At 59.2% G+C, this 26,074-nt stretch carries 21 protein-coding genes; 15 read left to right on the top strand and 6 right to left on the bottom strand.

Going from position 1 to position 26,074, the window contains the following annotated elements:
• Positions 1–10: 10 nt before the first annotated feature.
• Positions 11–2,332 (bottom strand): penicillin-binding protein 1B, encoded by a 2,322-nt coding sequence (gene mrcB, locus ACRER8_RS07215; protein WP_431745659.1) that lies wholly within the window; start codon positions 2,330–2,332, stop codon positions 11–13.
• A gap of 132 nt (positions 2,333–2,464) precedes the next feature.
• On the opposite strand from mrcB, the gene ACRER8_RS07210 reads away from it, so the two are divergent.
• The 3 genes from ACRER8_RS07210 (at position 2,465) to ACRER8_RS07200 (ending at position 4,928) form a co-directional block, all read left to right on the top strand.
• On the top strand, positions 2,465–4,000 hold the full coding sequence (locus ACRER8_RS07210) for an AAA family ATPase (RefSeq protein WP_431745658.1): 1,536 nt from the start codon (positions 2,465–2,467) through the stop codon (positions 3,998–4,000).
• Between the two features lie 100 nt (positions 4,001–4,100).
• Positions 4,101–4,445 carry a pentapeptide repeat-containing protein gene (locus tag ACRER8_RS07205; protein ID WP_431745657.1) on the top strand — a complete coding sequence of 115 codons (345 nt, stop codon included), beginning with the start codon at positions 4,101–4,103 and terminating at the stop codon, positions 4,443–4,445.
• A 222-nt stretch (positions 4,446–4,667) separates the two neighbouring features.
• A complete protein-coding gene (locus ACRER8_RS07200; protein ID WP_431745656.1) occupies positions 4,668–4,928 on the top strand; it encodes a TfoX/Sxy family protein in 261 nt (86 codons plus the stop codon).
• A gap of 185 nt (positions 4,929–5,113) precedes the next feature.
• On the opposite strand, the gene deoC is transcribed toward ACRER8_RS07200, so the two are convergent.
• From deoC to ACRER8_RS07185, 3 genes are all read right to left on the bottom strand, one after another.
• Positions 5,114–5,875 (bottom strand): deoxyribose-phosphate aldolase, encoded by a 762-nt coding sequence (deoC, locus tag ACRER8_RS07195; protein WP_431745655.1) that lies wholly within the window; start codon positions 5,873–5,875, stop codon positions 5,114–5,116.
• Between the two features lie 152 nt (positions 5,876–6,027).
• Positions 6,028–6,795: a heme ABC transporter ATP-binding protein gene (locus ACRER8_RS07190; protein WP_431745654.1), complete on the bottom strand. Its 768-nt coding sequence runs from the start codon at positions 6,793–6,795 to the stop codon at positions 6,028–6,030.
• A complete protein-coding gene (locus tag ACRER8_RS07185; RefSeq protein WP_431745668.1) occupies positions 6,795–7,778 on the bottom strand; it encodes a FecCD family ABC transporter permease in 984 nt (327 codons plus the stop codon). Before ACRER8_RS07185 ends, ACRER8_RS07190 begins: the two co-directional genes overlap by 1 nt.
• A 341-nt stretch (positions 7,779–8,119) precedes the next feature.
• Between ACRER8_RS07185 and ACRER8_RS07180 the strand changes: the two genes are divergently transcribed.
• Positions 8,120–8,449 (top strand): Rieske (2Fe-2S) protein, encoded by a 330-nt coding sequence (locus ACRER8_RS07180; protein WP_431745667.1) that lies wholly within the window; start codon positions 8,120–8,122, stop codon positions 8,447–8,449.
• Here ACRER8_RS07180 and sfsA read toward each other — a convergent pair.
• Positions 8,427–9,182, bottom strand: a complete 756-nt coding sequence (gene sfsA, locus ACRER8_RS07175; RefSeq protein ID WP_431745653.1) for a DNA/RNA nuclease SfsA — start codon at positions 9,180–9,182, stop codon at positions 8,427–8,429. The genes ACRER8_RS07180 and sfsA overlap by 23 nt on opposite strands.
• Positions 9,182–10,354: a pyridoxal phosphate-dependent aminotransferase gene (locus ACRER8_RS07170; protein WP_431745652.1), complete on the bottom strand. Its 1,173-nt coding sequence runs from the start codon at positions 10,352–10,354 to the stop codon at positions 9,182–9,184. The genes sfsA and ACRER8_RS07170 overlap by 1 nt, the downstream gene beginning before the upstream one ends.
• 349 nt (positions 10,355–10,703) lie before the next feature.
• On the opposite strand from ACRER8_RS07170, the gene dksA reads away from it, so the two are divergent.
• The 11 genes from dksA (at position 10,704) to acs (ending at position 25,980) form a co-directional block, all read left to right on the top strand.
• On the top strand, positions 10,704–11,147 hold the full coding sequence (gene dksA, locus ACRER8_RS07165; protein ID WP_431745651.1) for an RNA polymerase-binding protein DksA: 444 nt from the start codon (positions 10,704–10,706) through the stop codon (positions 11,145–11,147).
• Between the two features lie 294 nt (positions 11,148–11,441).
• Positions 11,442–12,329: a tRNA glutamyl-Q(34) synthetase GluQRS gene (gene gluQRS, locus ACRER8_RS07160; protein ID WP_431745650.1), complete on the top strand. Its 888-nt coding sequence runs from the start codon at positions 11,442–11,444 to the stop codon at positions 12,327–12,329.
• A 126-nt stretch (positions 12,330–12,455) separates the two neighbouring features.
• Positions 12,456–12,632 carry a hypothetical protein gene (locus ACRER8_RS07155; RefSeq protein WP_002552060.1) on the top strand — a complete coding sequence of 59 codons (177 nt, stop codon included), beginning with the start codon at positions 12,456–12,458 and terminating at the stop codon, positions 12,630–12,632.
• Positions 12,616–15,570 (top strand): sensor histidine kinase, encoded by a 2,955-nt coding sequence (locus ACRER8_RS07150; protein WP_431745649.1) that lies wholly within the window; start codon positions 12,616–12,618, stop codon positions 15,568–15,570. Before ACRER8_RS07155 ends, ACRER8_RS07150 begins: the two co-directional genes overlap by 17 nt.
• 22 nt (positions 15,571–15,592) lie before the next feature.
• Positions 15,593–17,032: a sigma-54-dependent transcriptional regulator gene (locus ACRER8_RS07145; protein ID WP_431745648.1), complete on the top strand. Its 1,440-nt coding sequence runs from the start codon at positions 15,593–15,595 to the stop codon at positions 17,030–17,032.
• 846 nt (positions 17,033–17,878) lie between these two features.
• Positions 17,879–19,276: a polynucleotide adenylyltransferase PcnB gene (locus ACRER8_RS07140; RefSeq protein WP_431745647.1), complete on the top strand. Its 1,398-nt coding sequence runs from the start codon at positions 17,879–17,881 to the stop codon at positions 19,274–19,276.
• Between the two features lie 5 nt (positions 19,277–19,281).
• The gene (gene folK, locus ACRER8_RS07135) at positions 19,282–19,761 is read left to right on the top strand and encodes a 2-amino-4-hydroxy-6-hydroxymethyldihydropteridine diphosphokinase (protein ID WP_431745646.1); all 480 of its coding nucleotides are present in this window, start codon (positions 19,282–19,284) and stop codon (positions 19,759–19,761) included.
• A 353-nt stretch (positions 19,762–20,114) separates the two neighbouring features.
• A complete protein-coding gene (gene panB / locus ACRER8_RS07130; protein WP_431745645.1) occupies positions 20,115–20,915 on the top strand; it encodes a 3-methyl-2-oxobutanoate hydroxymethyltransferase in 801 nt (266 codons plus the stop codon).
• A complete protein-coding gene (gene panC, locus ACRER8_RS07125; protein ID WP_431745644.1) occupies positions 20,912–21,766 on the top strand; it encodes a pantoate--beta-alanine ligase in 855 nt (284 codons plus the stop codon). Before panB ends, panC begins: the two co-directional genes overlap by 4 nt.
• A 328-nt stretch (positions 21,767–22,094) precedes the next feature.
• Positions 22,095–23,759: a glucose-6-phosphate isomerase gene (gene pgi, locus ACRER8_RS07120; protein WP_431745643.1), complete on the top strand. Its 1,665-nt coding sequence runs from the start codon at positions 22,095–22,097 to the stop codon at positions 23,757–23,759.
• 283 nt (positions 23,760–24,042) lie between these two features.
• Positions 24,043–25,980 (top strand): acetate--CoA ligase, encoded by a 1,938-nt coding sequence (acs, locus tag ACRER8_RS07115; RefSeq protein WP_431745642.1) that lies wholly within the window; start codon positions 24,043–24,045, stop codon positions 25,978–25,980.
• The last annotated feature ends 94 nt before the right edge of the window (positions 25,981–26,074 follow it).

Raw genomic sequence — 26,074 nt, 5'->3', positions numbered from 1 at the left:
TCCTCTTCGCTTAATTCAACCAGCCTTTGACCCAGTCCATCACCGATTCGGCAGGCGCTGTCGGCCCACCACACGTCGGCCCGGGTTGCGGCTCACTGCCGCGAATATACGGCATCTGCACTGCGCCCGGGCAGCTGGCGTCGGTGCCTTGACCAGTGGATGCATTGACCCAAGCCTGCACCACGTTATCAGGCATGGCCATGTCCAGCGGCAGAGGATCGGCCTTTTTCATGAAGCTGGTCCAAATCTGCAGCGCACCCGTCGCGCCGGTAAAAGGCGTCTTGCCATTATCGTCGCGGCCCATCCAGACAATCGCCAGCAGATCCTGGCTGAAACCTGCGAACCAGCTGTCACGGGAATCGTTGGTCGTGCCTGACTTGCCCGCCAGATTCAGTGAACTGGGCAGCACGTTGTATACCGACTTGCCCGTGCCTTCGCGCATGACGCGCTGCATGGCATTTTGCAGCAGATAGATAGAGCCCGGATCGAAGCGCTGCTGAATCTGGAACGGATAACGCTTGAGCGGCTCGCCCTCGGCGGTCAGCACGCTGCGAATGCCGCGCAACGGCGTGTTGAAGCCGCCACTGGCAATAGTCTGGTACATCGTCGCGACTTCGATCGGACTCAGAGCGCCTGCCCCCAGCAACATTGACGGAAAAGTCGGCCAGTCACGGGTGACGCCCAGCTTGGTCAGCGTCTTGAAGACGTTCGGCACGCCCAGATCCAGACCCAGCTTGGCGCTGGACAGGTTGTAGGAATGCGCCAGCCCCTGGTACAGGAAAATGTTGCCGTGGGCCTTGTGGTCGAAGTTCTGCGGCTTCCAGATCTGACCGTCCGCGCCTTTGACCTGGAACGGCTCATCCGGCACCCAACTGGTCAAGGTGTACTGCTGCGGGCGCTCCAGTGCTGTCAGATAAATCGCCGGCTTGACCAGGGAACCGATCGGGCGGACAGCATCCAGCGCACGGTTGAAGCCGGCGAACCCTGCCTGACGACTGCCAATCAGTGCCTGAACTTCACCGGTCTCCGGGTTGGTCACGACCATTGCCGTTTCCATCTCGTCCGCGCCTTTGCGGCCAGCGATTTTGGCGAAACTCTCGCGAACCGCTGCTTCGGACTTCATCTGCAGGATCGGGTCGAAGCTGGTGAAGATCCGCAGCCCTTCTTCGGTCAAGTCTTCATCGCGATAATCCTGACGCAACTGACGCTTGACCAGATCGAGGAAGTCCGGGAACGAGCTGTCGGCCAAGGAACCGGTCTTGGTCACGCCCAACGGCATTTTCTTCGCGGCGGCAACGGCTTCGGCCGAAGCGACGCCCTGCTGTTCAAGCAGGTCGAGCACCAGGTTGCGGCGCTCCAGCGCACGATCCGGATTGCGTCGTGGGTTGTAATAGGAAGGGCCCTTGACCAGACCGACCAGCAGCGCCACCTGATGGAGCTTGAGCTCCGACAGGGGCTGGCTGAAGAAATACTGGCTGGCCAGACCGAAACCGTGAACCGCGCGCTGACCGTCCTGACCGACGAAAACCTCGTTGAGGTACGCTTCGAGAATCTCCTGCTTGCTGTAGTGGATCTCCAGCAGGATCGCCATCATGGCTTCGGTCAGTTTGCGGGTGATGCTGCGTTCATTGGTGAGGTAGAAGTTCTTGACCAATTGCTGCGTCAGCGTCGAGCCACCCTGGCGCATCTGCCCGGCCGAAGCGTTGACCCAGAAGGCGCGGGCGATCGATTTGGGCGACACACCAAAGTGGTGATAGAAATCGCGATCTTCGACCGTCACCAACGTATCGAGCAGATAAGGCGGCGCCTGATCGAGCTTGATCAGAATCCGGTCTTCGAGGTTTTTCGGGTACAGACCGCCGATCATCAGCGGTTCGAGGCGTGCCACCGCCAGCTTGGCGCCATTGGCAGCCGTCAGGTCGGCGACGTAATCCCCGGAAAAGCGCACATGAATCTGCTGAGCCGGATCGGCGCCTTCATAAAACTGGAAACCGCGGGTATTGAGATCGACACTGTTGCCGTTCACGGCTGCAGCGCCAGGGCCGTTAGCGACGCTTTCACGGCGATAGCCCAAGGCGTCAAGCTCGATCAGAAAGTCGTCGCGAGAAAGCTTCTGGCCGACGAACAGTTCAAGCGGACGCGCGTAGACCTTGGCTGGAATGGTCCAGCGCTTGCCGGAGAATTTTTCCTGGACGATGGAGTCCAGGTAAACGGCGAAGCAAGCCAGAATGACCAGGCCAACGAGGCTGAGTTTCAGGGCCCAGCCCAACAGGCTGCGAAGGCGGCTATTGGCGGGTTTGGGGGATTTTTTCGAAGTGCGGGATCGAGTCATGGCGGCGGATTATACGCACTTTCAAGGTCATCGGCAGACCACCCTCGCAGCGGTTTGCAGCAATGCGCCGAGCGGCCATAATGGCCACCTTTAGTCACTTCATATCGACTTATCTTCTTTCAAGGATCGTCCGTGAGCCAGACACTGATAGCAGCGCTGCAAAATCCTGCCCTGTTCCCCCACCCGGTTGAGCAATTTCAGGTCATCGAGACGCATATTTCCTGGGTGCTGCTCACTGGCCCCTACGTCTACAAGATCAAGAAACCGATGAACTTCGGCTTCCTCGACTTCACTACGTTGTCGGCTCGCGAACACTTCTGTCAGCAGGAACTAAAGCTCAATCAGCGCCTGACCGAAGATTTGTATCTGGAAGTGTTGCCAATCACAGGCACCGCTGAAGCCCCACAACTGGGCGGCACCGGCGAGGCGATCGAATACGCGTTGAAGATCCGTCAATTCCCGCAGGACGGCCTGCTCAGCACACTGCAAGCCAAAGGCGAGCTGACCACTGCGCACATCGACGAGATGGCGCGCCAGATTGCCGAATTCCATCAGGCGACGCCACGCGTGCCGACTGAAAACCCGCTGGGTTCGCCTGAAAGCGCGATGGCCCCGGTCACACAGAACTTCGAGCAGATTCTGCCGTTCCTCAGCGAAAAAGCAGACCTTGTCCAATTGCATGCGCTGGAAGCCTGGGCAAACGCCAGTTATGAGCGCCTCAAGCCGCTGATGAGCCAGCGCAAGGCCGACGGCTTCATTCGCGAATGTCATGGCGACATCCATCTGGGCAACATCACCCTGATTGACGGCAAGGTGGTGATCTTCGACTGCATCGAGTTCAACGAGCCATTCCGGATGACCGACGTCTATGCCGACATCGGTTTCCTGGCCATGGACCTGGAAGACCGCGGTCTCAAGAGCCTGTCCCGTCGTCTGATCAGCCAATATCTGGAGCACACCGGTGACTATGCTGGCCTGGAACTGCTGAACTTCTATAAAGCCTATCGCGCCCTGGTCCGCGCCAAGGTCGCGCTGTTCAGCTTGTCTGCGGACGCCGATCACGTTCAGCGCGCCACCACTCTGCGCCAGTACCGCAACTACGCCAATCTGGCGGAAAGCTATAGCGCAATTCCTTCGAACTTCCTGGCGATCACCCACGGTGTTTCGGCCGTTGGCAAAAGCCATGTAGCCATGCGTCTGGTAGAAGCGCTCGGCGCCATTCGCCTGCGCTCGGACGTCGAGCGCAAGCGTCTGTTCAGCGAGAAGCAGGATCTGTACTCGGCAGATACCAGCGCCGCGACGTACAAGCGCCTGAATGAGCTGGCAGCGGTCGTGTTGCATGCCGGCTTTCCGGTGGTGATCGATGCCACGTATCTCAAGCTGGATCAGCGTCAGGCGACCGCGCAAGTGGCTGAAGCGACCGGCACGCCGTTCCTCATCCTCGATTGCGCAGCGCCAAAGGCAGTGATTCAGGGCTGGCTTGCGCAACGTCAGGCTCAGAACGACGACCCTTCCGACGCCACAATGGAAGTCATCGAATCTCAATTGGCGAATCGCGAACCTCTGACCGCAGATGAAACGCTGCGCAGCCGGCACGTCGAGACCAACATCAGCAGCGATCTGGACAAGCTTGTGGATGACATTCGTCAGTATCTGCCCGGCCTGTAAACAGCTCGGTCACCAGCCATCGAATCGTGAAGGATGTCCCTTCACGGGTCGATGATAGTGGCATTATAGTGGCGCCATAATTCCGACAAGGTGGCGCCAGATGACCCAGCCCAAGCAACTTGACTCGCCCCTCTTCGCCTTGTTGCGCGCAGATGACGTGAAAGCCTTCAATCTCCAACGCCCGAAAAACGGCTCCATCGATTTGGCCAACGGTGATTTTCGCGGTCTGGATCTGCGCGATATGAATGCCAAAGACATCGACTTCACCAACGCCTGCTTTCGTTCCGCCGATCTGCGCGGCGTCGACTTTCGCACGGCATCTCTGGAAGGCGCGAGTATCGCCCAGGCGCAAATTTCCGGGGCTTACTTTCCGGTGGAGCTGAGCGCGGACGAAATTCTCATGTCGGTCAATTTCGGTACTCGCCTACGTTATCGCACTCGCTGAGCCAACGCGCTCGCCTCTTGCGCCGTCTTCGGTTCCTGCCCTGCATGCGCTGACATGCCGGGCGCACCGACTATTTGCCTGAAATGCGACCGTCCGGCGGTTGTTATGGCGTTTTTTAGCGGGCACCTCCAAGGGCATCTACACTCATTCCATGGCTTGCATCTGCAGTTTTTACAAGTCCAGGAAGCTACAAAACACGGAGCTACACTTGCAGGAGGCATCATGGAAGACGAACTGCTACTGATGAAAAATCTAGGTAAAACCTCGGCCCAATGGCTCCATGCCGCGGGCATTCACAATGCCGCAGACCTTCGCCGACTCGGCGCCATTCATGCTTATCAGGCCGTCAAAACCCGGGGTTTTCGCACTTCCAGAACCTTGCTCTATGCCATCGAAGGCGCGCTGCGAGACAAGGATTGGCTTAGCCTTTCGGATGCCGATAAAGCGACCCTGAATAAGCAATTGATCGGCCCTGAAAAATAGTTGGAGATTGCCTGTTGACTTACAAATGAGAATCACTATGATTATCACATCCGGTCGCGAGACTGGCTGGTAACCTGAAAGGCTCCTTGGTTCGGACTCTCAGATTATCTCCTCATCAGGCTAATCACGGTTTTTGACCCGGCTTTTTGCCGGGTCTTTTTTTGCCTGTTATTTTGGCCAGGCCCTCACGGACGAACGCCCAGATGAGCCAGCAAATCATCCAGCAGACTGGCACCCCCCAATCGCACTCTGCCCGGCTCCAGCCAGAACGGCCCGAAGCGGTTTTGGACAACGTCCAAATAAATACGCGCCTCGCTCAACGTGCGAACATTCCCAGAGGCCTTGAAGCCCACTTGTGCACCCAACTCGGCAATCGCTTCGATCAGGATTCGTGCCGCTTGTGGGGTCGCGCTGACAACCTGTTTGCCGGTGCTTGTCTTGAGAAAGGACGCGCCCTCTCGAATGGCCGTCCGACAGACCTGATGGATGATTTGTGGATCACGCAACACCCCGGTTTCCAGCGTGACAGTCAATAACCCTCGCCGCCCGCATTTGGCCTTGCAAGCCGCGATCATGTCGCCCCCGACCGTTTTGTCACCACCGAGCTGAGCATGGAACGGATACACAAGATCGATCTCGTCGGCCCCTGTGAGCATGGCCGCGCGGGTTTCCGACTCGACCGTGGAGATCGACGCTCCGCCGTTCGGGAAGTTGACCGCTGCCACGACCTTGACCTCCCTCGCCAGAAGATCATCGAGCGTACGCCGCGCCAACCCCGCGAACCTGGGTAGTACGCATACTGCGGCGACGTTTCCTACAGGAGTTAACGCCCGCTCACACAACGCAATGATGCGTTCAGTCGTATCGTCAGCGTTCAGCGAGGTCAGTTCCAATAGTCTCAACGCTTTTTGCGCCACTGCTTCATCACTTTCAAGCACCCTGCTCATGCCGCTCTCCTCAACACCCAGCAAACTTCAGGGTGCGACGATAATCCAGAGGGAGGGCCCGTGAACGGCCATGCGCGCTCCACAGAGCAGACCTACGCGACTATCAGAAACGTCTTAAGGATTTTGCCTTCAACAAGACCTTTAAAAGCCGGCTAACGGGCGATGATCAGCGGGTGCCCGCGTTCGGGATGCCGCTGCACCAGCACCTCAAGGCCAAAAACCGCCCTGAGCGCATCAGGCACCAGCACTTCATCCGGGGTGCCCATCGCAAACGGACAGCCGGATTCAAGCAGCAACAGGCGGTCGCAATAGCGTGCTGCCAGGTTGAGGTCATGCAGGATCACCATTACCGCTCCGCCACGATCGGCAAACCCTCGCACGGCCTGCAAAGTAGTGTGCTGATGCAGCGGATCGAGCATCGACGTCGGTTCGTCCAGTAGCAGCGTCTGCCCGCCTTCCCCCGGCCATATCTGGGCCAGCACCCGGGCCAGATGCACTCGTTGACGCTCACCGCCTGACAGGGCGAGGTAATTTCGGTCCTGCAAATGCACCGCATCGGCGGTCTCGAGGACAGCTTGGATGATCTCGGCATCACGCTGCTGGCCGCTGTCATGGGGCAGACGGCCCATGGCTACCACTTCCTGAACCTTGAAAGCAAAGCTCAGCGTTGAGCTCTGCGGCAATACCGCCAACCGCCGTGCCCGCTGCTGACCTGTCCAGTGCGTCAGCGGCCGATCATCCAGCCAGATCTGGCCCTGCGTCGGTTTCAGCTCTGCGCACAACGCGCCCAGTAGCGTGCTTTTCCCGGCGCCGTTGGGACCCAGCACGCCAAGCATTTCGCCAGGCTTGAGCATCAGGTCAATATCGGTCAGCACGCGCTTGCTGTCGCGATGAACGCTGATCTTTTCGGCTTTCATCATCAAACACGGCCTCGAACCAGCAGGAACAGAAAGAATGGCGCACCAATAAACACCGTGACGATGCCGATCGGCAACTCGGCCGGGGCCAGTACCAGACGGGCGAATACGTCAGCGAACAGCAGCAGACTCGCGCCCGCCAGCGCCGAAGCGGGCAAAACCACGCGGTGATCGGGACCTGCAATCAATCGCACCAAATGCGGCACGATCAGACCGACGAAGCCAATCAAGCCTGCCGCAGCCACTGCCGCGCCCACGCCCAGCGCGATGCACAAAATCAGTTCGCGCTTGAGTCGCTCGACCTCAATGCCCAGATGACGGGCTTCCGATTCCCCAAGCAACAGCGCATTCAGTGCCTTGGCACGTCGCGGCAGCCATAAGACCACCAGCACACATATCAGCAGCAGTGGCCAAAGTCGCGCATAGCTCGCGCCATTGAGGGTGCCAAGGTTCCAGAACGTCAGGGTGCGCAGCGCGGCGTCATCTGCCAGATAGGTGAACAAGCCGATGATCGAACCGGCCAGAGCGGTCATCGCCACGCCCGCCAGCAACATGACGCCGACACTTGTCTGGCCATCTTGGCGACCCAGTCTATAAACGATACCTGTCACCATCAGCCCGCCGGCGAAGGCGAACATAGACAGTAAATAGGGTGCGATGGCTTCAGGTATGCCACCCATGGATGCGCCCGCGACGATGGCAATGGCCGCCCCCAATGCCGCGCCGCTGGAAACCCCTACCAGACCGGGGTCTGCCAGCGGGTTACGAAACAGGCCCTGCATCGCCACCCCTGACACCGCCAGCACCGCGCCCACTGCCAACCCGAGCAAGGTCCGAGGTATACGAATCTGCCCGAGAATCAGCTCGGCCTGCTGCAGGTCTTCGCCGGCCACGGGCAGGCCCATCAAGCGCAGCCCGGCACGCAAGGTGTCCATGAGCGGCAGGCTGACCGGTCCTGACGCCAGCGAAAGCCAGATCGCCAGCAGGCATGCGATGCTCAGCACGATGAACAGCGTTCGCGGTTGCAGAATGATCCTCATTGAGCGGGGGTAGCCTCGGCGTTGAGCGAGATATTCGCCGGATAAAAGGCTTTGGTCCGGGCTTTCACTGGGTCAACCGCAGCAGTAATAAGGTGACGGTCAGCTTGGCAACGAAGCGCATGAAAGAAAGAATCCTTGATATAGAGGGGGCGCGCGCCTGCCGTGACGTGCGCGGGAGCCAGTTGGATCGACGCATCATTTGTAGAGCTGTCAGACTAGGCCGCTCATGACAACCGGGCAATTTGATAGTGACTGGCGTTTACGCGTCAAGCGAGAAGGAGACTGCGCTGAAATACCTGTGTGACAAAAATGAACTCGATGAGGGAACAAGCCGCGGCTTCGAAGTCGAAGGGTTTCAATTGCTGGCGGTGCGACGCGCCGGGCAGGTCTATGTCTACCAAAACCGCTGCCCCCATCGCGCCGTACCGCTGCAATGGCAGCCAGACCAGTTTCTCGATGCGAGCGCCAGCCTGATTCAGTGCGCGACCCACGGCGCGTTATTTCTGATCGAGAGCGGCGAATGCATCGCAGGGCCGTGCGAGGGTAAATCCCTGAACGCCATCGACTGCGGCGAGGATGCTCAGGGGATCTGGGTCAATCTGCCAGAGCAAGACTGAACGGGTGCGTAGGGTCAGGTGCCTGGGCCAAGTGAATTTCAAGCCGACGATCAATCCGTATTTCTTCAGGCGTCAGTTGCACACCATAGGCGAGAATCTCGACACCAGCGGCGGCTGCCTCTGTCAGCGCAACAGCATAAGCCTCATCGATTTCGTCGGCAGGCCGCACCGCCTCGATTCCGGTCAGATTGACGCAATACAACAACACCGCACGCACACCCTCTCGCGCCAGCGCCGCCAGTTCACGCAAATGCCTGGCGCCGCGCTGGGTCACCGCATCGGGAAACGCCGCCACATTGCTGTCGTCAAACCCCAGCGTCACGCTCTTGACTTCAAGAAACAGCGCGCCATCCGGGTAATCCAGGCGGAAGTCGACGCGACTGTTTTCCTGGCCGTAGGCAACTTCCCGCTTGAGCGCGGTAAAGCCGTTCAGCTCGGTGATCACACCCGCCAGCAGCGCCTCCTCTACCAGTTTATTGGCGCGGCCAGTGTTGACGCAGGCGAAGCGTCCCTGCGGCGTTTCACTGATTTCCCAAGTCCCGGGCAGCTTACGCTTGGGATCATCGGAACGACTGAACCAGACGCGCCCACCGGGCATCATGCAATTGAACATCGAGCCGGTGTTGGGGCAATGAATGGTCAGACGCTCACCGCTGGGCGTTTCGATGTCGGCTAAAAAACGCTTGTAACGCTGCAGCAAGCGACCTTCTTCGAGTTCGGGAGAGAATCGCATCAGCCTTGCCAGCTCCGCAGGCCGCGACCAATGCGTTCAACCGCCTCCTGCAGGCGTGACAGGCTTTGGGTATACGCGAAACGTACGTGATGACCGGCCTGATAACGCCCGAAGTCCAGTCCCGGCGTAAAGGCAATGTGCTCGGTTTCCAGAAAATGCCGGCAAAATGCAAACGCATCGCCGCCAAATGCACTGATGTCGGCATAAAGGTAGAAAGCGCCTTCGGGTTCGACGGCTATGTTGAACCCCAGCTCGCGCAGGGCCGGCAACAGGAAGTCTCGGCGCTTGCCGAACTCGGCACGACGCTGTTCGAGAATTGCCAGGGTTTGCGGCTCGAAGCAGGCCAGCGCAGCACTCTGAGCCATGCTCGGCGCGCTGATATACAGGTTTTGCGCGAGCTTCTCCAAATCCCCGACAGCTGCGTCGGGGGCCACGAGCCAGCCGAGACGCCAGCCGGTCATGCCAAAATATTTTGAAAAACTGTTGAGCACGAAAGCGTCGTTATCCACCTCCAGCACGCTGGCGGCGTCGGTGCCGTAAGTCAGACCGTGATAGATCTCATCCACCACCAGATGACCGTCGCGGGCCTTGAGCGATGCCGACAGCGCCGCGAGTTCATCCCGATGCAACAATGTGCCGGTCGGATTGGCTGGCGAGGCGACCAGCGCGCCGACGCTGTCCTCGTTCCAGTGCCGCGCAATCAGATCCGGGGTCAACTGGTACCGCACGTCCGGCCCCACCGGCACCAACTGGGCCGCACCTTCGACCAGACGCAGAAAATGTCGGTTGCAGGGGTAGCCTGGATCCGCCAGCAGCCAATGTTTGCCGGGATCAACCAGCAGACTGGTAGCCAACAACAATGCGCCGGAGCCGCCTGGCGTGATCAGAATTCGCTCAGGGTCTACGTCCAGGCCATAGCGCTGCTGGTAAAAACCGGAAATCGCCTGCCGCAGCTCAGGCAAGCCGCGGGCCGCGGTGTAGCGGGTTTTCCCGGCAGCCAGCGCAGCCTGCCCGGCCTTTATGATCGGCTCAGCGGTGGTGAAGTCGGGCTCACCGATTTCCAGGTGGATGACGTCATGCCCCGCCGCCTGCAGTTCATTGGCGCGGGCCAGCAGCGCCATGACATGAAAGGGTTCGATGGCGCGGCTGCGCGCACTATAGGGCTGAGGCATTGATCTTCCTTTAGTCACAGGGGGGCGGAAACAATTGGCCGATTCTACCCAACCGCCCGCGGTCCTACAGGTTTTATCGTTCGGTCGGGGCGATCTGCCGGTGATCCACCAGTGCAGATAATATCGCCGGAGGGGCTAGACTGATGGCACTGCAAAATAATATAAAACCGGGCGCTTTGGCTGTGGTCATAGTTCACGGGCGCGTTGCCGGGCCATGCTCGACAACCGGGAGTAGCGCGCTCCGATTCGATCTGGTAAGTTCGCCCGCTTGCAGCCGCAGGGCCGGCAGGTGTCGGCGATGGATCTTTACCCTGCGCAATGGCTTAGAAGAGTGAGAGGCGGTCCGTTCATGCCCACCGAAGAAAAGCAAAAAAGCAACCAAACGATTAGTGGTTTCGAACCTTACGTCCCGACGAAGGATGAGGAGTACATGGGCAAGCCCATGCGCGCTCACTTCACCAAGATCCTGAACAAGTGGAAACAGGACTTGATGCAGGAAGTCGACCGCACCGTTGATCACATGAAGGACGAAGCGGCCAACTTTCCTGACCCTGCTGACCGTGCAAGCCAGGAAGAAGAGTTCGCTCTGGAACTGCGTGCTCGTGACCGTGAGCGCAAGTTGATCAAAAAGATCGACAAAACGCTGCAACTGATCGAAGACGAAGAATACGGCTGGTGCGAATCCTGCGGCATCGAAATCGGCTTGCGCCGCCTGGAAGCCCGCCCGACCGCCGACCTGTGCATCGACTGCAAGACGCTGGCGGAAATCAAGGAAAAACAGGTCGGTAAATGATCCTGTTTCGAGTACGACAAAAGACGCTTCGGCGTCTTTTTCGTTTTTCGGTATCGGTTAACGCCGATTTATCCAGCCCGTCCCCATTTCTGTGGAAGCGAATTCATTGGCGGGAGGGCGGTAAAGTCGACACATCTCTGTCGTCCGTACGATTGCCTCGCGAATGAATTCGCTCCCCAGCAAATCGCCCACCCGGTCCGAAGACAGTGCTGCTGGCGCTAAGAACAGCGTCCTACACCAACCGGCGTGTCGTCCGGTTTTTCGTACATCGGATTTCCAGTACCATCAGCGCCCATGAAATCCCCTTCTTATATAGGGCGCTTTGCGCCAACTCCCAGTGGTTATCTGCACTTCGGTTCTCTGGTTGCGGCGCTGGCGTCGTATCTGGATGCGCGCGCGGCTGGCGGCAAGTGGCTGATGCGCATGGAAGACCTGGACCCGCCGCGAGAACAACCCGGCGCTCAGGCGGCTATCCTCAGCACCCTTGAAAACTACGGTTTCGAGTGGGATGGCCAGTTGATCAGACAAAGCGATCGGCACGACGCCTATCAGGAGGTCATCAGCCGCTGGTTCAGCTACGGGCTGGCCTATGCCTGCACCTGTTCGCGCAAGCAGTTGGAAGATTTCCAGGGCATCTATCCAGGCTTCTGTCGCAATGCAGGGCATTCGCCTGACAACGCCGCCATCCGCATTCGCGTGCCTGAACTGGAATATCGCTTCGAAGATCGGGTTCAGGGCGAGTTTCGTCAGCATCTGGGCCGCGAGGTCGGCGATTTCGTAATACGTCGGCGGGACGGTCTGTACGCCTATCAACTGGCAGTGGTGCTCGATGATGGCTGGCAAGGTATCACCGACATAGTGCGCGGCGCCGACCTGCTGGATTCCACGCCGCGCCAGCTTTACCTGCAGGAGCTGCTCGGCTTGCCGCAACCTCGCTACCTGCACGTCCCCCTGATAACACAGCCCGACGGGCACAAGTTGGGTAAATCCTATCGTTCCCCTCCTTTACCCGCCGATCAAGCCACGCCGCTTCTGCTTCGGGCATTGCGCGCCCTTGGACAGGCAGTGCCTAAAGAGCTGGCGTTCGCCACGCCGCGCGAGGTTCTCGATTGGGGAATCGCTCATTGGAACGCTGATTTGATTCCACGGGTCGCCAGCATTGAAGAAGCTCGAATAGACTGAGCCAGAGCGCTTGCAGCGAAACACAGCATTAAAGGTGGCAGAAACGTCGCTTGCAGCCTGATAGCCATCCGTTACCATGCCGCTCCTTCGGGCTCACGTCCTGTCGCAATCAACCCAGGAGGCCAAATGTACATTTATCGATTGGTCCTGCTACTGGTGGTAGGCATCTACCTCTTCTCCCCGGCCATCATGGACTGGTGGATCGATGCGACAGGCGCCTGGTATCGGCCTTACATGCTGTGGCTGATCCTGATCGTGGTGACATTCATTCTGCAGAGCCAACGAGATGCCGATGAGCTTTAGCCTGACCCAGATGATTCTGGTCAGCGCCGTCTACCTGCTGATGCTGTTCGGTGTTGCCTGGATCAGTGAGCGTGGGCTGGTCCCGCGCTGGATCATTCGCCACCCGCTGACCTACACGCTGTCGCTGGGCGTCTACGCCAGCGCCTGGGCGTTTTATGGCACCGTGGGCCTGGCCTACGAGTACGGCTACGGCTTTCTGGCCAGTTACCTGGGTGTGTCCGGCGCGTTTCTGCTGGCGCCCGTGCTGCTCTATCCGATCCTGAAAATCACCCGCACTTACCAGCTGTCATCGCTGGCGGACCTGTTCGCCTTCCGCTTTCGGAGCACGTGGGCCGGGGCATTGACGACAATCTTCATGCTGATCGGGGTTCTACCGCTGCTAGCCCTGCAAATCCAGGCAGTGGCGGACTCCATCGGTATCCTCACCCGCGAACCGGTGCGCAATTACGTTGCCCTGGCCTTCTGCATCGTGATCATTCTATTCACCATCTTCTTCGGCTCGCGGCACGTCGCCACCCGGGAAAAACACGAGGGGCTGGTATTTGCCATCGCCTTCGAGTCGGTGATAAAGCTGGTTGCCATCGGTGGCGTCGGTATCTATGCGCTTTACGGCGTGTTCGACGGCCCGCAGAGCCTCGAACAATGGCTGTTGCAGAATCAGAGCGCGCTGGCTGCCCTGCACACGCCGCTGCAGGAAGGCCCGTGGCGCACGCTGCTGCTGGTATTTTTCGCCTCGGCCATCGTCATGCCGCACATGTATCACATGACTTTCACCGAAAACCTCAATCCCCGCTCGCTGGTCAGTGCCAGCTGGGGTCTGCCGCTGTTCCTGCTGCTGATAAGCCTGGCCGTGCCGCTGGTGTTGTGGGCCGGGCTGAAACTGGGGGCGACAACCAGCCCCGAATACTTCACCCTCGGCATCGGGATCGCTGCACACAACGAGTCGCTGGCATTGCTGGCTTATGTCGGTGGTCTGTCGGCCGCCAGCGGTTTGATCATCGTCACCACGCTGGCGCTGTCAGGCATGGCGCTCAACCACTTGGTCCTGCCGCTTTACCAGCCGCCGGCCGAAGGCAATATTTACCGCTGGCTGAAGTGGACACGTCGCGGCCTGATCGTCGCGATCATCATGGCAGGCTATGGCTTTTATCTGTTGCTGGGTGCCAAGCAGAATCTGGCCAATCTCGGCATCGTCGCCTTCGTCGCGACCTTGCAGTTCCTGCCAGGGGTGCTGTCGGTGCTCTACTGGCCCGCCGCCAACCGTCGTGGATTCGTGGCCGGGTTGATCGCCGGGATCGTGGTATGGATGGTCAGCATGCTGTTCCCGCTGGTCGGCAACTTTCAAGGCTTCTACATCCCGCTGCTGAACACGATTTACGTGCTGGACGATACCAGCTGGCACATGGCGGCGATCGCGTCCTTGGCTGTCAACGTACTGGTCTTCACCCTGATTTCGCTGTTCAGCAATCCCAGCCCGGAAGAGGCAAGCGCCGCTGAAGCCTGCGCCGTGGATAATGTGCGTCGTCCGCAACGTCGGGAGTTGCACGCCGTCTCCCCTCAGGAATTCGCCACGCAACTGGCCAAACCATTGGGGGCCAAAGCTGCCCAAAAAGAAGTCGAGCAGGCGCTGCGCGACCTATATCTACCGTTCGACGAACGCCGTCCCTATGCCTTGCGCCGTCTGCGCGACCGGATCGAAGCCAACCTCTCCGGTCTGATGGGACCCAGCGTCGCTCAGGACATGGTCGAAACCTTCCTGCCGTATAAATCCGGCGGCGAAAACTATGTCACCGAGGACATTCACTTCATCGAGAGCCGTCTGGAGGATTACCACTCGCGCCTCACAGGGCTTGCCGCTGAGCTGGATGCGCTGCGCCGCTACCATCGCCAGACTCTGCAAGAGTTGCCGATGGGCGTTTGCTCGCTGGCCAAGGATCAGGAGATCCTGATGTGGAACAAGGCCATGGAAGAGCTGACCGGCATCGGCGCCCAGCGACTGGTGGGGTCGCGCCTGGAAACCATCGCCGATCCGTGGCGACAGTTGCTGCTCGGGTTCATCAATGTACCGGACGAACACTTGCATAAGCAGCGCTTGCCACTCGATGGCCAGACCCGCTGGCTGAACCTGCACAAAGCCGCCATCGATGAGCCGCTCGCACCGGGTAACAGCGGCCTGGTGATTCTGGTTGAAGACCTGACCGACACGCAGGCGCTCGAAGACAAGCTGGTCCACTCCGAGCGCCTGGCCAGCATTGGTCGCCTGGCGGCTGGCGTGGCTCACGAGATCGGCAACCCGATCACCGGCATTGCCTGTCTCGCGCAGAACCTTCGCGAAGAACGTGAGGAAGATGGCGAACTGACCGAAATCAGCAGTCAGATCATCGAGCAGACCAAACGCGTCTCGCGCATCGTGCAATCGCTGATGAGCTTCGCCCATGCGGGCGGTCATCAGCACGCCGACGAGGCCGTCTGTCTGGCCGAAGTCGCGCAGGATGCCATTGGTCTGCTAGCGCTCAATCGGCGCAATTTCGAAGTGCAATTCTATAACCTGTGCAATCCCAACCACTGGGTCGATGGCGATCCGCAACGGCTGGCACAGGTACTGATTAATCTGCTCTCCAACGCCCGGGATGCCTCGCCTGCGGGCAGTGCGGTACGGGTCAAGAGTGAGGCGTCCGAACATACGGTCGATTTGATCGTCGAAGACGAAGGCACTGGAATTCCCAAAGCAATCATGGACCGCTTGTTCGAACCGTTCTTCACCACCAAGGATCCGGGGGAAGGGACAGGACTGGGGCTCGCACTGGTCTATTCCATCGTTGAAGAGCATTATGGACAGATCACCATCGACAGCCCGGCTGATGCCGAGCAACAGCGCGGAACCCGTATTCGGGTGACCTTACCGCGACATGTCGAAGCGACGTCCGCTGTGAACTGAGACCGTCGAGAGTACCGAATCAATGCCGCACATTTTGATCGTCGAAGACGAAACCATTATCCGCTCCGCCTTGCGTCGTCTGCTGGAACGTAATCAGTACCAGGTCAGTGAAGCCGGATCCGTGCAGGAAGCTCAGGAACGTTTCAGCATCCCCTCGTTCGACTTGATCGTCAGCGACCTGCGCCTGCCCGGCGCCCCCGGTACTGAGCTGATCAAGCTTGGCCAGGGCAAACCCGTTCTGATCATGACCAGTTATGCCAGCCTGCGCTCGGCCGTGGACTCGATGAAGATGGGCGCGGTGGATTACATCGCCAAGCCTTTCGACCACGACGAAATGCTGCAGGCGGTCTCGCGCATCCTGCGTGACCGACAGACCGTGCAAAGCATGCAGGCCGAGCGCGCGGCCGTTGCCGGCAAGGCTTCGGCCTCCGACAAGGCGGTGCCGGACAACAGCAACGGTGATATCGGGATCATTGGTTCCTGTCCACCAATGCAGGATCTGTACAGCAAAATCCGCAAGGTCGCGCCGACCGACTCCAACGTCCTGGTTCAGGGAGAATCCGGCACCGGTAAAGAGCTGGTCGCGCGGGCGTTGCACAACCTGTCCCGTCGCGCTAAAGCACCGATGATTTCGGTCAACTGCGCCGCAATCCCTGAAACGCTGATCGAGTCAGAACTGTTCGGCCACGAGAAAGGCGCATTCACGGGCGCCAGTGCAGGCCGTGCCGGCCTGGTGGAAGCCGCTGATGGCGGTACGCTATTCCTTGACGAGATCGGCGAACTGCCGCTTGAGGCTCAGGCGCGCTTGCTGCGTGTTCTACAGGAAGGCGAGATTCGCCGGGTAGGCTCGGTGCAATCGCAGAAAGTGGATGTACGCCTGATTGCAGCTACCCACCGCGACCTCAAGAGCCTGGCCAAGGTCGGCCAGTTCCGTGAAGACCTTTATTATCGTCTGCATGTGATCGCTCTGAAGCTCCCGGCCTTGCGTGAACGCGGCGCAGACGTCAACGAAATCGCCAACGCATTTCTGGCCCGCCAGAGCACCAAGGCCGGACGCAACGATTTACGCTTCGGTCCCGACGCCGAACAGGCGATTCGTCACTACTCCTGGCCGGGCAACGTCCGCGAACTGGAAAATGCGGTCGAGCGCGCCGTCATTCTGTGTGAAAGCCCGGAAATCTCGGCAGACCTGCTGGGCATTGATATCGAACTGAGTGATCTGGACGTCGAGGAGTTCATCGGCCTCGCGCCGCAACAGGCGTCTTCCGCCTCTACCGCTCATGAGCCGACCGAGGATTTGTCCCTGGAGGACTATTTCCAGCACTTCGTACTCGAACATCAGGACCATATGACCGAGACGGAGCTGGCACGCAAGCTCGGCGTCAGCCGCAAATGCCTGTGGGAGCGCCGTCAGCGGCTGGGCATCCCGCGTCGCAAGACCGGCGTGGCCAGCGAAACCTGAGATAGCGGTCTGTAGCAGTACGGCTTGGCGGCTTGGCGATTTAAAGCGCGCCCATCGCGGCCAAGCCGTGCCGCTACAGTCGTTTTTCAGCCGCCCAACGCTCTGGCACGCGCTTTTCAGGGAGTTGTGAAAAAACTGTTACCTCACCAGCGACACGTAACAAAAGCCGGGGCGTACGGTAACGTAACCCCGGTTTTTTTTGCTCGTAGAAAATAGCGTCGTTTTGCCACACCCCCGTAGTTAAAGGGCTGCAGCGCGTTTCGCAAAAGTTGGCACGTGTCCTGCTATCTATATTCGTACAAGAACAACAAAAATCAGTCACCCGCAAAAACAACATAACAAGAACAAGACGAATCGACTCACGCATAACAAAAACAACACGGCGGAGGCGCAGCTAACTGATTCTTTTGGAGAGGCGTTGCATTTGGGACTTGTCCCGCAACCAGGCTGAGAACCACAAAAAACTACCCTAAGGTAGCGCCTGAACTGGTTGGATCGATGATCACTGCAGCACAGCGACCAAAGCAATCCGTTTGCTCTTGACTCCCGATTGGGAGGTTTCACAGGCGAAAGCCGTGAATTGGGCGCTCAACAAAAATAAAAGCCCAACTGAACAATAAAAATAAGAGCACACACTTTGGGGGAGCTTCGGCTCCCCCAGTAGCTTCCGGGACAAAAGAATCCCGCGCTGTCTCCTGGCAACAACCGTTTGACCCGTGTATTTCCTGCCTCCATACGCGCTTCGCGCAGCGTCCTACACCATCCCTCGACTAAATGCTAGAATCCCCGCCCATCGTGCGGTCATTCTTCGTAATCGGCCGAATATTCCTTCAAACAGTGCATCCCATGCTGAAGAAGCTGTTCCAGTCATTCCGTTCTCCTCTGCGCAAGCCGCAGCAACACACGCGTACAACGCCTGAAGTGCTCAGCAGCAGCCAGCATTCGTTGCAACGCAATCAATTCAGCCGCTACGCGGTGAATATCGTCGAGCGTCTGCAAAATGCAGGCTATCAGGCCTATCTGGTCGGTGGCTGCGTTCGGGACATGATGTTGGGCATCACCCCAAAGGACTTCGATGTCGCCACCAGCGCCACGCCTGAACAAGTCCGCGCCGAATTCCGTAATGCGCGCATCATCGGTCGCCGTTTCAAACTGGTTCATATCCATTTCGGTCGCGAGATCATCGAGGTGGCGACCTTCCGCGCCAATCACCCTCAAGATGATGAAGACGAGGACAGCAACCAGTCGTCGCGCAACGAGAGCGGGCGCATTCTGCGGGACAACGTTTACGGCACCCTGGAAGATGACGCCCAGCGTCGTGACTTCACTATTAACGCCCTGTACTACGATCCGGTCACCGAACGTGTGCTCGACTACGCCAACGGCGTACACGACATCCGCAATCGCCTGATCCGCCTGATCGGCGACCCGCAGCAGCGTTATAAAGAGGACCCGGTGCGGATGCTGCGCGCCGTGCGCTTCGCCGCCAAGCTTGATTTCGGTATCGAAAAACACAGCGCTACACCGATTCGTCCACTGGCGCCCATGCTGCGCGACATCCCATCGGCCCGCCTGTTTGAGGAAGTGCTCAAGCTATTCCTCTCCGGGTATGCCGAGCCGGCCTTTGAGATGCTGGTAGATCTGGAGCTGTTCGAGCCGCTGTTCCCGGCAAGCTCCAAGGCCCTGGAATACAACCCGACTTACACCCACACGCTGATCAGCGATGCCCTGGCCAACACCGATCTGCGCGTGAAGCAGAACAAGCCGGTAACACCGGCGTTCCTGTTCGCCGCGTTGTTGTGGCCTGCCCTGCCTGCTCGCGTGCTGCGCCTGCAAGAGCGTGGCATGCCGCCGATTCCGGCCATGCAGGAAGCCGCCCATGAGCTGATCACCGAGCAATGCCAGCGCATCGCGATTCCGAAACGCTTCACCATGCCGATCCGCGAGATCTGGGACATGCAGGAGCGTCTTCCGCGTCGCTCGGGCAAGCGTGCCGACTTGCTGCTGGACAACCCGCGCTTCCGTGCCGGCTACGACTTCCTGCTGCTGCGTGAGAGCGCCGGTGAGGAAACCGACGGCCTGGGCGACTGGTGGACCGAGTACCAGGATGCCAACGAAGCAGGTCGGCGCGACATGATTCGCGATCTGGGCAGCAAGCCCGAAGCCACAGGCCAAGGCCCACGCAAGCGTCGTCGCAGCGGCGGTGGCAAACGTAAACGCGCTGGCGCCGACGCGTCGGAATGACCGCGATGGAACGTGTCTACATCGGTATGGGCAGCAATCTGGCCGATCCTGCCGAGCAATTGCGGGAAGCGATCAAGGCGTTGGGACAGTTGCCGGATACGAGCCTGTCAGGCGTTTCCGCGTTTTATGTCAGCGATTCGCTGCTGCCGGGCCAGCCGCGTTACACCAATGCGGTAGCTGCGTTGAATACGGGGTTAGAGCCGCTGGCGCTGCTGGATGCGCTGCAGGGCATCGAAAACGGTCAGGGGCGCGAGCGTCTCGAACGCTGGGGGCCGCGCACGCTGGATCTGGACATCCTGTTGTTTGGCGATCGGCTGATCGACGAACCACGCCTGAAAGTGCCGCACTACCACATGCACGCCCGCGCGTTCGTGCTGTACCCGCTGGCTGAATTGGCGCCGGGTATTACGTTCGCTGACGGGCGCAGGCTGGATGACCTGCTTGCCGATTGCCCGTTCGAAGGATTGGAGCGACTGCCCGGCTAACGCTGAACCTGTAGGAGCCCTGCTTGCTGGCGAAAGCGGCGTATCCGGCAAAACATTAGCTGGCTGATCAGCAAGTTCGCCAGCAAGCCGGCTCCTACAAAGATCAGCGTCACCCCACGCACCTCGGGCAACTCACCGTTACGCTCCGGTAACATCCTCTTCAAACCGGTAACACCCGGAATTGACTTCCCGCCCCCTCCTCACGAAGATAAGCGTCCCGAAGCCGGACGACCGGCTTGTAGGCGCCAGACAGGTCTTTTCAAACATCGCGAACCGACGATGTGCCTGGATTGCAGAATGAATCACGCGTTGCTCGCCGTCGTATTCACAGCGCCTGAATGAGGACTTTTTTCATGCCAGATATCACCGTTACGTCCCTGCTGGGCCTGAAGCACAAAGGTGAAAAAATCACCATGCTTACCTGCTACGACGCAACCTTCGCCCACACTGCCAGCCAGGCCGGTGTGGAAGTGCTGCTGGTCGGCGACTCGCTGGGCATGGTCCTTCAAGGCCACGACAGCACACTGCCGGTGACTACCGCCGAGATGGCCTATCACGTTGCCAGCGTCAAACACGGCAATCAGGGCTCACTGATCCTCGCCGACCTGCCGTTCATGTCCTATGCCACTGCCGAGCAGACCTTTGCCAACAGCGCGATGCTGATGCAGGCGGGCGCGCACATGATCAAGATCGAGGGCGCGGCATGGCTGGGTGAATCCATCCGGCTGTTGGCCGAGCGCGGTATTCCGGTGTGCGCGCACATGGGCCTGACCCCGCAGGCAGTGAACGTGCTGGGCGGTTATAAAGTGCAAGGTCGGCAGGAGTCCCAAGCGCGGCAGATGCGCGCTGATGCCATTACGCTGGAGCAGGCTGGCGCGGCCATGATTCTGCTGGAATGCGTGCCAAGCGAACTGGCTCAGGAAATCACCCACGCGGTGAAGATACCGGTCATCGGCATCGGCGCAGGCAACGCCACCGACGGTCAGGTATTGGTGCTGCACGACATGCTCGGCCTGTCCATCAGCGGCCGCGTGCCCAAGTTCGTGAAGAACTTCATGGCCGGCCAGCCTGACATTCAGTCAGCGATTGGCGCGTACGTCAGCGCCGTCAAAGACGCCAGCTTTCCCGCCCCAGAACACGGATTCTCGGCATGAACACAGTCAAAACCGTGCGCGAATTGCGCGCCGCCGTGGCCCGCGCCCGCAGCGAAGGCAAACGCATCGCGCTGGTCCCGACTATGGGCAACCTGCACAGCGGCCATACCGCGCTGGTCACCAAGGCTGCTCAACGCGCCGACTTCGTGGTGGCGAGCATTTTTGTGAACCCGCTGCAGTTCGGTCCCAACGAAGACCTGGCCACCTACCCGCGTACCCTGGCGGCCGATCAGGAGAAGCTGCTGCAAGCCGGCTGTCATCTGCTGTTCACGCCAACGGTCGAAGAAATGTACCCACACGGAATGGCCGATCAGACCATAGTCCGCGTACCGATGGTGTCTGAAGGCCTGTGTGGCGGCAGCCGTCCAGGCCACTTTGACGGCGTGTCCACAGTCGTCAGCAAGCTGTTCAACATGGCTCAGCCCGACATCGCCATCTTCGGCCAGAAAGACTTTCAGCAGTTGGCAGTCATCAGCGCGTTGGTGCGAGACCTGAATATGCCGATCCAGATCATCGGCGAGCCTACCGTGCGGGCTGCCGACGGCCTGGCGCTGTCCTCGCGCAATGGCTATCTGACTGAAGCGGAACGCGCGACCGCGCCTGTGCTGTACCGTGTGATCAAGCAGATCGGTGATGCGTTGAGTAATGGCGGGCAAGACCGCGAGCAACTGCTGGCCGATGGCAAGAAACAGCTCGAAGCCGCAGGCTTGCGCCCCGATTATCTGGAGATCCGCCAGGCCGTGAGCCTGCGCCCGGCTACGGCGGGAGATCAGGATCTAGTGGTGCTCGGCGCGGCGTTTCTGGGCAAGACCCGCCTGATCGATAATTTGCACCTGATCAGGGAGCAATAAACGGCAGTAATGACCGCCATAGCAGTGAACGCATTTTGCGATTCACCGCTATGCTCACTGGCCGATGCCGGTGGTTTATGAAACTTTGCGCCGCGCGCGTTCTATCTGGCCTCGGACAGTGAACTTTAGCCACACCCGCAATGCCATACCGGTACAGGTCGCCTGAGAAAAGCGACACTACCTTGTGAGAAAAAGTACCGAGCAAAAGGAAAGCAAGGCGCAGACATCCGCGTTGTCGGGGGTTAGTCTCTGTCGTATCAGCTAATTCAGTCCGATCCTGGCTTTTCAGTGTCCAAAAGGCAGTCCAAGTACAAGGAAACCCGCAGCGATGGCGTACTACCGCACTCCTCATGACGTCACCACCCTGCCCGCCTGGCAGGCGCTCGAAGCACACCGCAAAGCGATGCAGAATTTCAGCATGCGTGAAGCGTTTAACGAAGACCCGCAGCGTTTCAGCGAATTCACTCTCAGCAGCGCCGGTCTGTTCCTCGACTATTCGAAAAACCTGATCACCACCGAGACGCGTCAGCTATTGGTCAACCTCGCCAATGAGGTAGGCCTGAAGGACGCGATCAAGGCGCAATACGACGGCGAACTGGTCAACGCCTCCGAAGGTCGCCCGGCACTGCATACCGCGCTACGTCGTCCGGTGGGTGACAAGTTGCAGGTCAACGGTGTCAACGTGATGCCGGAAGTACACAAGGTGCTGAACCAGATGACCGATCTGGTAGGCCGTATCCACGATGGTCTGTGGCGCGGTTATACCGAAAAGCCGATCACCGATATCGTCAACATCGGCATCGGCGGTTCGTTCCTCGGCCCGGAGCTGGTCTCCGAAGCGCTGCTGTCCTACGCGCAGAAAGGCGTTCGCTGCCACTATCTGGCGAACATCGACGGCACAGAACTGCATGAGCTAACCAGCAAACTGCGCGCCGAAACTACGCTGTTCATCGTCTCGTCGAAGACCTTCACTACCCTCGAAACCCTGAAGAACGCCACGGCCGCCCGCGCCTGGTATCTGGCGCAAGGTGGCTCCCAAGCCGAGCTGCATCGTCATTTCATCGCGGTATCGAGCAACAACGCCGCAGCGGTGGCGTTCGGTATTCGTGAAGAGAACATTTTCCCAATGTGGGACTGGGTCGGCGGTCGTTATTCGCTGTGGTCGGCCATCGGTCTGCCGATCGCGCTGGCCATCGGCATGTCCAACTTCAAGGAGTTGCTGTCCGGCGCCTACACCATGGACCAGCATTTCCAGAACGCGTCGTTCGAACAGAACATGCCGGTGCTGCTGGGCCTGCTGGGTGTGTGGTACGGCAACTTCTGGGGCGCGCAAAGCCACGCAATCCTGCCGTACGACCACTACCTGCGTAACATCACCAAGCACCTGCAGCAACTGGACATGGAGTCCAACGGCAAGAGCGTGCGCCAGGACGGCGTGCCAGTGAACGTTGATACCGGACCTGTGATCTGGGGTGGCGTGGGTGCCAACGGTCAGCACGCTTATCACCAGTTGCTGCACCAAGGCACGCTGCTGATTCCAGCCGATTTCATCGTGCCGATCGTCAGCTTCAACCCTGTGTCCGACCACCATCAGTGGCTGTACGCCAACTGCCTGTCGCAAAGCCAGGCGCTGATGCAGGGCAAGACCCGCGCCGAAGCCGAAGCCGAACTGCGCGCCAAAGGCATACCGGAAGAAGAAGTGCAGCGAGTCGCGCCGCACAAGGTCATTCCGGGCAACCGTCCGAGCAATACCATCGTCGTCGAGCGTATCAGCCCTCGCCGTCTGGGTGCTCTGGTTGCAATGTACGAACACAAGGTCTTCGTACAAAGCGTGGTCTGGGGCACCAACGCCTTTGACCAGTGGGGCGTTGAATTGGGCAAGGAGCTGGGCAAAGGTGTCTACAGTCGCCTGGTCGGCACTGAAGAATCTGCCGCCGAAGACGCATCGACTCAAGGCCTGATCAACTACTTCCGCGGTCGTCATCGCGGCTGATCCAGCCCGTTTGCAGTACCCCGAAACCCGCCCCTCGTGAGAGGTGGCGGGTTTTGTGTTTTTGGATCACGCCCATTCCGCTGTACGAGTCGGCTTGCTGGCGAACCGCTGTATGTCAGGTAAGGAAACGCCTGCTGACACGAGGTCGTTCGCCAGCAAACCGAGGGTTGCGCCCCGTGGCATCTGAGGTGTGACATGTCCGCATTACCTGAACCCCAAGAACCCGAACTACTCTGATGTCTTATTGCGGCTACACAAAATCACAAGAAAAACAGGAGACGCCATGTTCAATCTCAGCGATTTCCCACAGGCCGATGCGACGCGCAAGGCCGCGCAACTGAGTGCCGACGACTACCAGCGCATGTACCGGCAATCGGTTGAACAACCCGATACCTTCTGGGCGGAACAGGCCAAGAGCTTCCTCGACTGGTTTTCCGATTGGAATCAGGTTCAGCAGTCTGACATCAAGACCGGCGCCGCCAGCTGGTTCAAGGGCGGCAAACTGAATGTCAGTTACAACTGCATCGACCGGCATCTGCAGACGCGCGGCGATCAGGTGGCAATCATCTGGGAGGGCGACAACCCTTCCGAGTCCGCCGAAATCACCTACAAAAAACTCCATCGCAATGTCACTCGCCTGGCTAACGTGCTGAAACAGCGCGGGGTGAAGAAAGGCGATCGCGTGTGCATCTACATGCCGATGGTGCCGGAAGCGGCTTATGCGATGCTGGCCTGCACCCGCATCGGCGCGGTGCATTCGGTGGTGTTCGGCGGGTTTTCCCCAGACGCCCTGCGCGACCGCATCCTCGATGCCGACTGCCAGACCGTGATCACCGCTGATGAAGGGGTACGCGGCGGCAAGTACATCCCGCTGAAACAGAACGTCGACAAGGCCCTGCAAAGCTGCCCGAACGTCAGCACTGTGCTGGTGGTCAAGCGTACCGAGGGCGATGTCGATTGGGTTGAAGGGCGCGACATCTGGTATCACGAAGCGCTGCACGGCATCAGCGACGATTGCCCACCGGAACCTATGGATGCCGAAGATCCGCTGTTCATCCTCTACACCTCAGGCAGCACTGGAAAACCCAAAGGCGTGTTGCACACAACGGGCGGCTATCTGTTGCAGGCCGCGCTGACGCACAAATACGTGTTCGATTACCGTGACGGTGAAATCTACTGGTGCACCGCCGATGTCGGTTGGGTGACTGGGCATAGTTATATCGTCTATGGCCCGCTGGCCAATGGCGCGACCACGCTGATTTTCGAAGGGGTGCCCAATTACCCTGACACTTCGCGCTTCTGGCAGGTGATCGACAAGCATCACGTCAACATTTTCTATACAGCGCCGACTGCCTTGCGGGCGCTGATGCGCGAAGGTCCGAAGCCGCTGCAAACCACCAGCCGGGAAAGCCTGCGCGTTCTCGGGACCGTTGGTGAGCCGATCAACCCGGAAGCGTGGGAATGGTATTTCCATAAAGTAGGAAAAGATCGCTGCCCCATCGTCGATACCTGGTGGCAGACCGAAACCGGGGCAATCATGCTGACGCCGCTGGTCAGTACCACGCCGCTAAAACCGGGCTGTGCGATGCAGCCGATGTTTGGCGTACAGCCTGTGCTGCTGGATGAGAAAGGTAACGAAGTCGAAGGCGCAACCAGTGGCTTGCTGGCCATCAAGGCCAGTTGGCCCGGGCAGATACGTGGGGTGTATGGCGACCAGAAACGCATGATCGAAACCTACTTCAAGCCCTATCCCGGTTACTACTTCACCGGCGATGGCGCACGCCGCGATCAGGACGGACATTACTGGATCACTGGCCGCGTGGACGATGTGATCAACGTTTCCGGGCACCGCATTGGCACGGCCGAGGTCGAGAGCGCGCTGGTGTTGCATGACAGCGTGGCCGAGGCCGCTGTGGTGGGTTATCCCCACGACGTAAAGGGCATGGGAATTTATGCCTTCGTCACCACCATGGCCGGCATTGAGCCGGATGAGGCGCTGCAGAAGGAATTGTTGGCGCTGGTCAGCAAAGAGATCGGCAGTTTTGCCAAGCCGGAGCTGATCCAGTGGGCGCCGGCCTTGCCGAAAACCCGTTCAGGGAAGATCATGCGCCGCATCCTGCGCAAGATCGCCTGCAACGAAGTGGACAGTCTGGGGGATATTTCGACCCTGGCTGATTCGGACGTGGTGGAAGGGTTGATCGACAAGCGCTTGAACACCTGAATACAGGCACTGCAACCGCTGACGAAACTCGATCCTGTAGAAGCCGGCTTGCTGGCGAACACGCTCTTTCAGTCACCATCAATGTGCCTGACAC

This window comes from Pseudomonas sp., from assembly GCF_050739935.1.
Lineage (GTDB): Bacteria > Pseudomonadota > Gammaproteobacteria > Pseudomonadales > Pseudomonadaceae > Aquipseudomonas.
The sequence above is the reverse complement of the archived record's forward strand: the minus strand, read 5'-3'. Positions and strand labels throughout refer to the sequence as shown.

Bases quoted from the DNA above. Each gene is read 5' to 3' on its own strand.
- ACRER8_RS07155 (WP_002552060.1), top strand. From the start codon at position 12,456: ATGTACATTTATCGATTGGTCCTGCTACTGGTGGTAGGCATCTACCTC.
- ACRER8_RS07200 (WP_431745656.1), top strand. From the start codon at position 4,668: ATGGAAGACGAACTGCTACTGATGAAAAATCTAGGTAAAACCTCGGCC.
- ACRER8_RS07190 (WP_431745654.1), bottom strand. From the start codon at position 6,795: ATGATGAAAGCCGAAAAGATCAGCGTTCATCGCGACAGCAAGCGCGTG.
- ACRER8_RS07205 (WP_431745657.1), top strand. From the start codon at position 4,101: ATGACCCAGCCCAAGCAACTTGACTCGCCCCTCTTCGCCTTGTTGCGC.
- panB (WP_431745645.1), top strand. From the start codon at position 20,115: ATGCCAGATATCACCGTTACGTCCCTGCTGGGCCTGAAGCACAAAGGT.
- deoC (WP_431745655.1), bottom strand. From the start codon at position 5,875: ATGAGCAGGGTGCTTGAAAGTGATGAAGCAGTGGCGCAAAAAGCGTTG.
- ACRER8_RS07145 (WP_431745648.1), top strand. From the start codon at position 15,593: ATGCCGCACATTTTGATCGTCGAAGACGAAACCATTATCCGCTCCGCC.
- folK (WP_431745646.1), top strand. From the start codon at position 19,282: ATGGAACGTGTCTACATCGGTATGGGCAGCAATCTGGCCGATCCTGCC.
- acs (WP_431745642.1), top strand. From the start codon at position 24,043: ATGTTCAATCTCAGCGATTTCCCACAGGCCGATGCGACGCGCAAGGCC.
- ACRER8_RS07140 (WP_431745647.1), top strand. From the start codon at position 17,879: ATGCTGAAGAAGCTGTTCCAGTCATTCCGTTCTCCTCTGCGCAAGCCG.
- dksA (WP_431745651.1), top strand. From the start codon at position 10,704: ATGCCCACCGAAGAAAAGCAAAAAAGCAACCAAACGATTAGTGGTTTC.
- pgi (WP_431745643.1), top strand. From the start codon at position 22,095: ATGGCGTACTACCGCACTCCTCATGACGTCACCACCCTGCCCGCCTGG.
- ACRER8_RS07150 (WP_431745649.1), top strand. From the start codon at position 12,616: ATGCCGATGAGCTTTAGCCTGACCCAGATGATTCTGGTCAGCGCCGTC.
- panC (WP_431745644.1), top strand. From the start codon at position 20,912: ATGAACACAGTCAAAACCGTGCGCGAATTGCGCGCCGCCGTGGCCCGC.
- gluQRS (WP_431745650.1), top strand. From the start codon at position 11,442: ATGAAATCCCCTTCTTATATAGGGCGCTTTGCGCCAACTCCCAGTGGT.
- ACRER8_RS07170 (WP_431745652.1), bottom strand. From the start codon at position 10,354: ATGCCTCAGCCCTATAGTGCGCGCAGCCGCGCCATCGAACCCTTTCAT.
- mrcB (WP_431745659.1), bottom strand. From the start codon at position 2,332: ATGACTCGATCCCGCACTTCGAAAAAATCCCCCAAACCCGCCAATAGC.
- sfsA (WP_431745653.1), bottom strand. From the start codon at position 9,182: ATGCGATTCTCTCCCGAACTCGAAGAAGGTCGCTTGCTGCAGCGTTAC.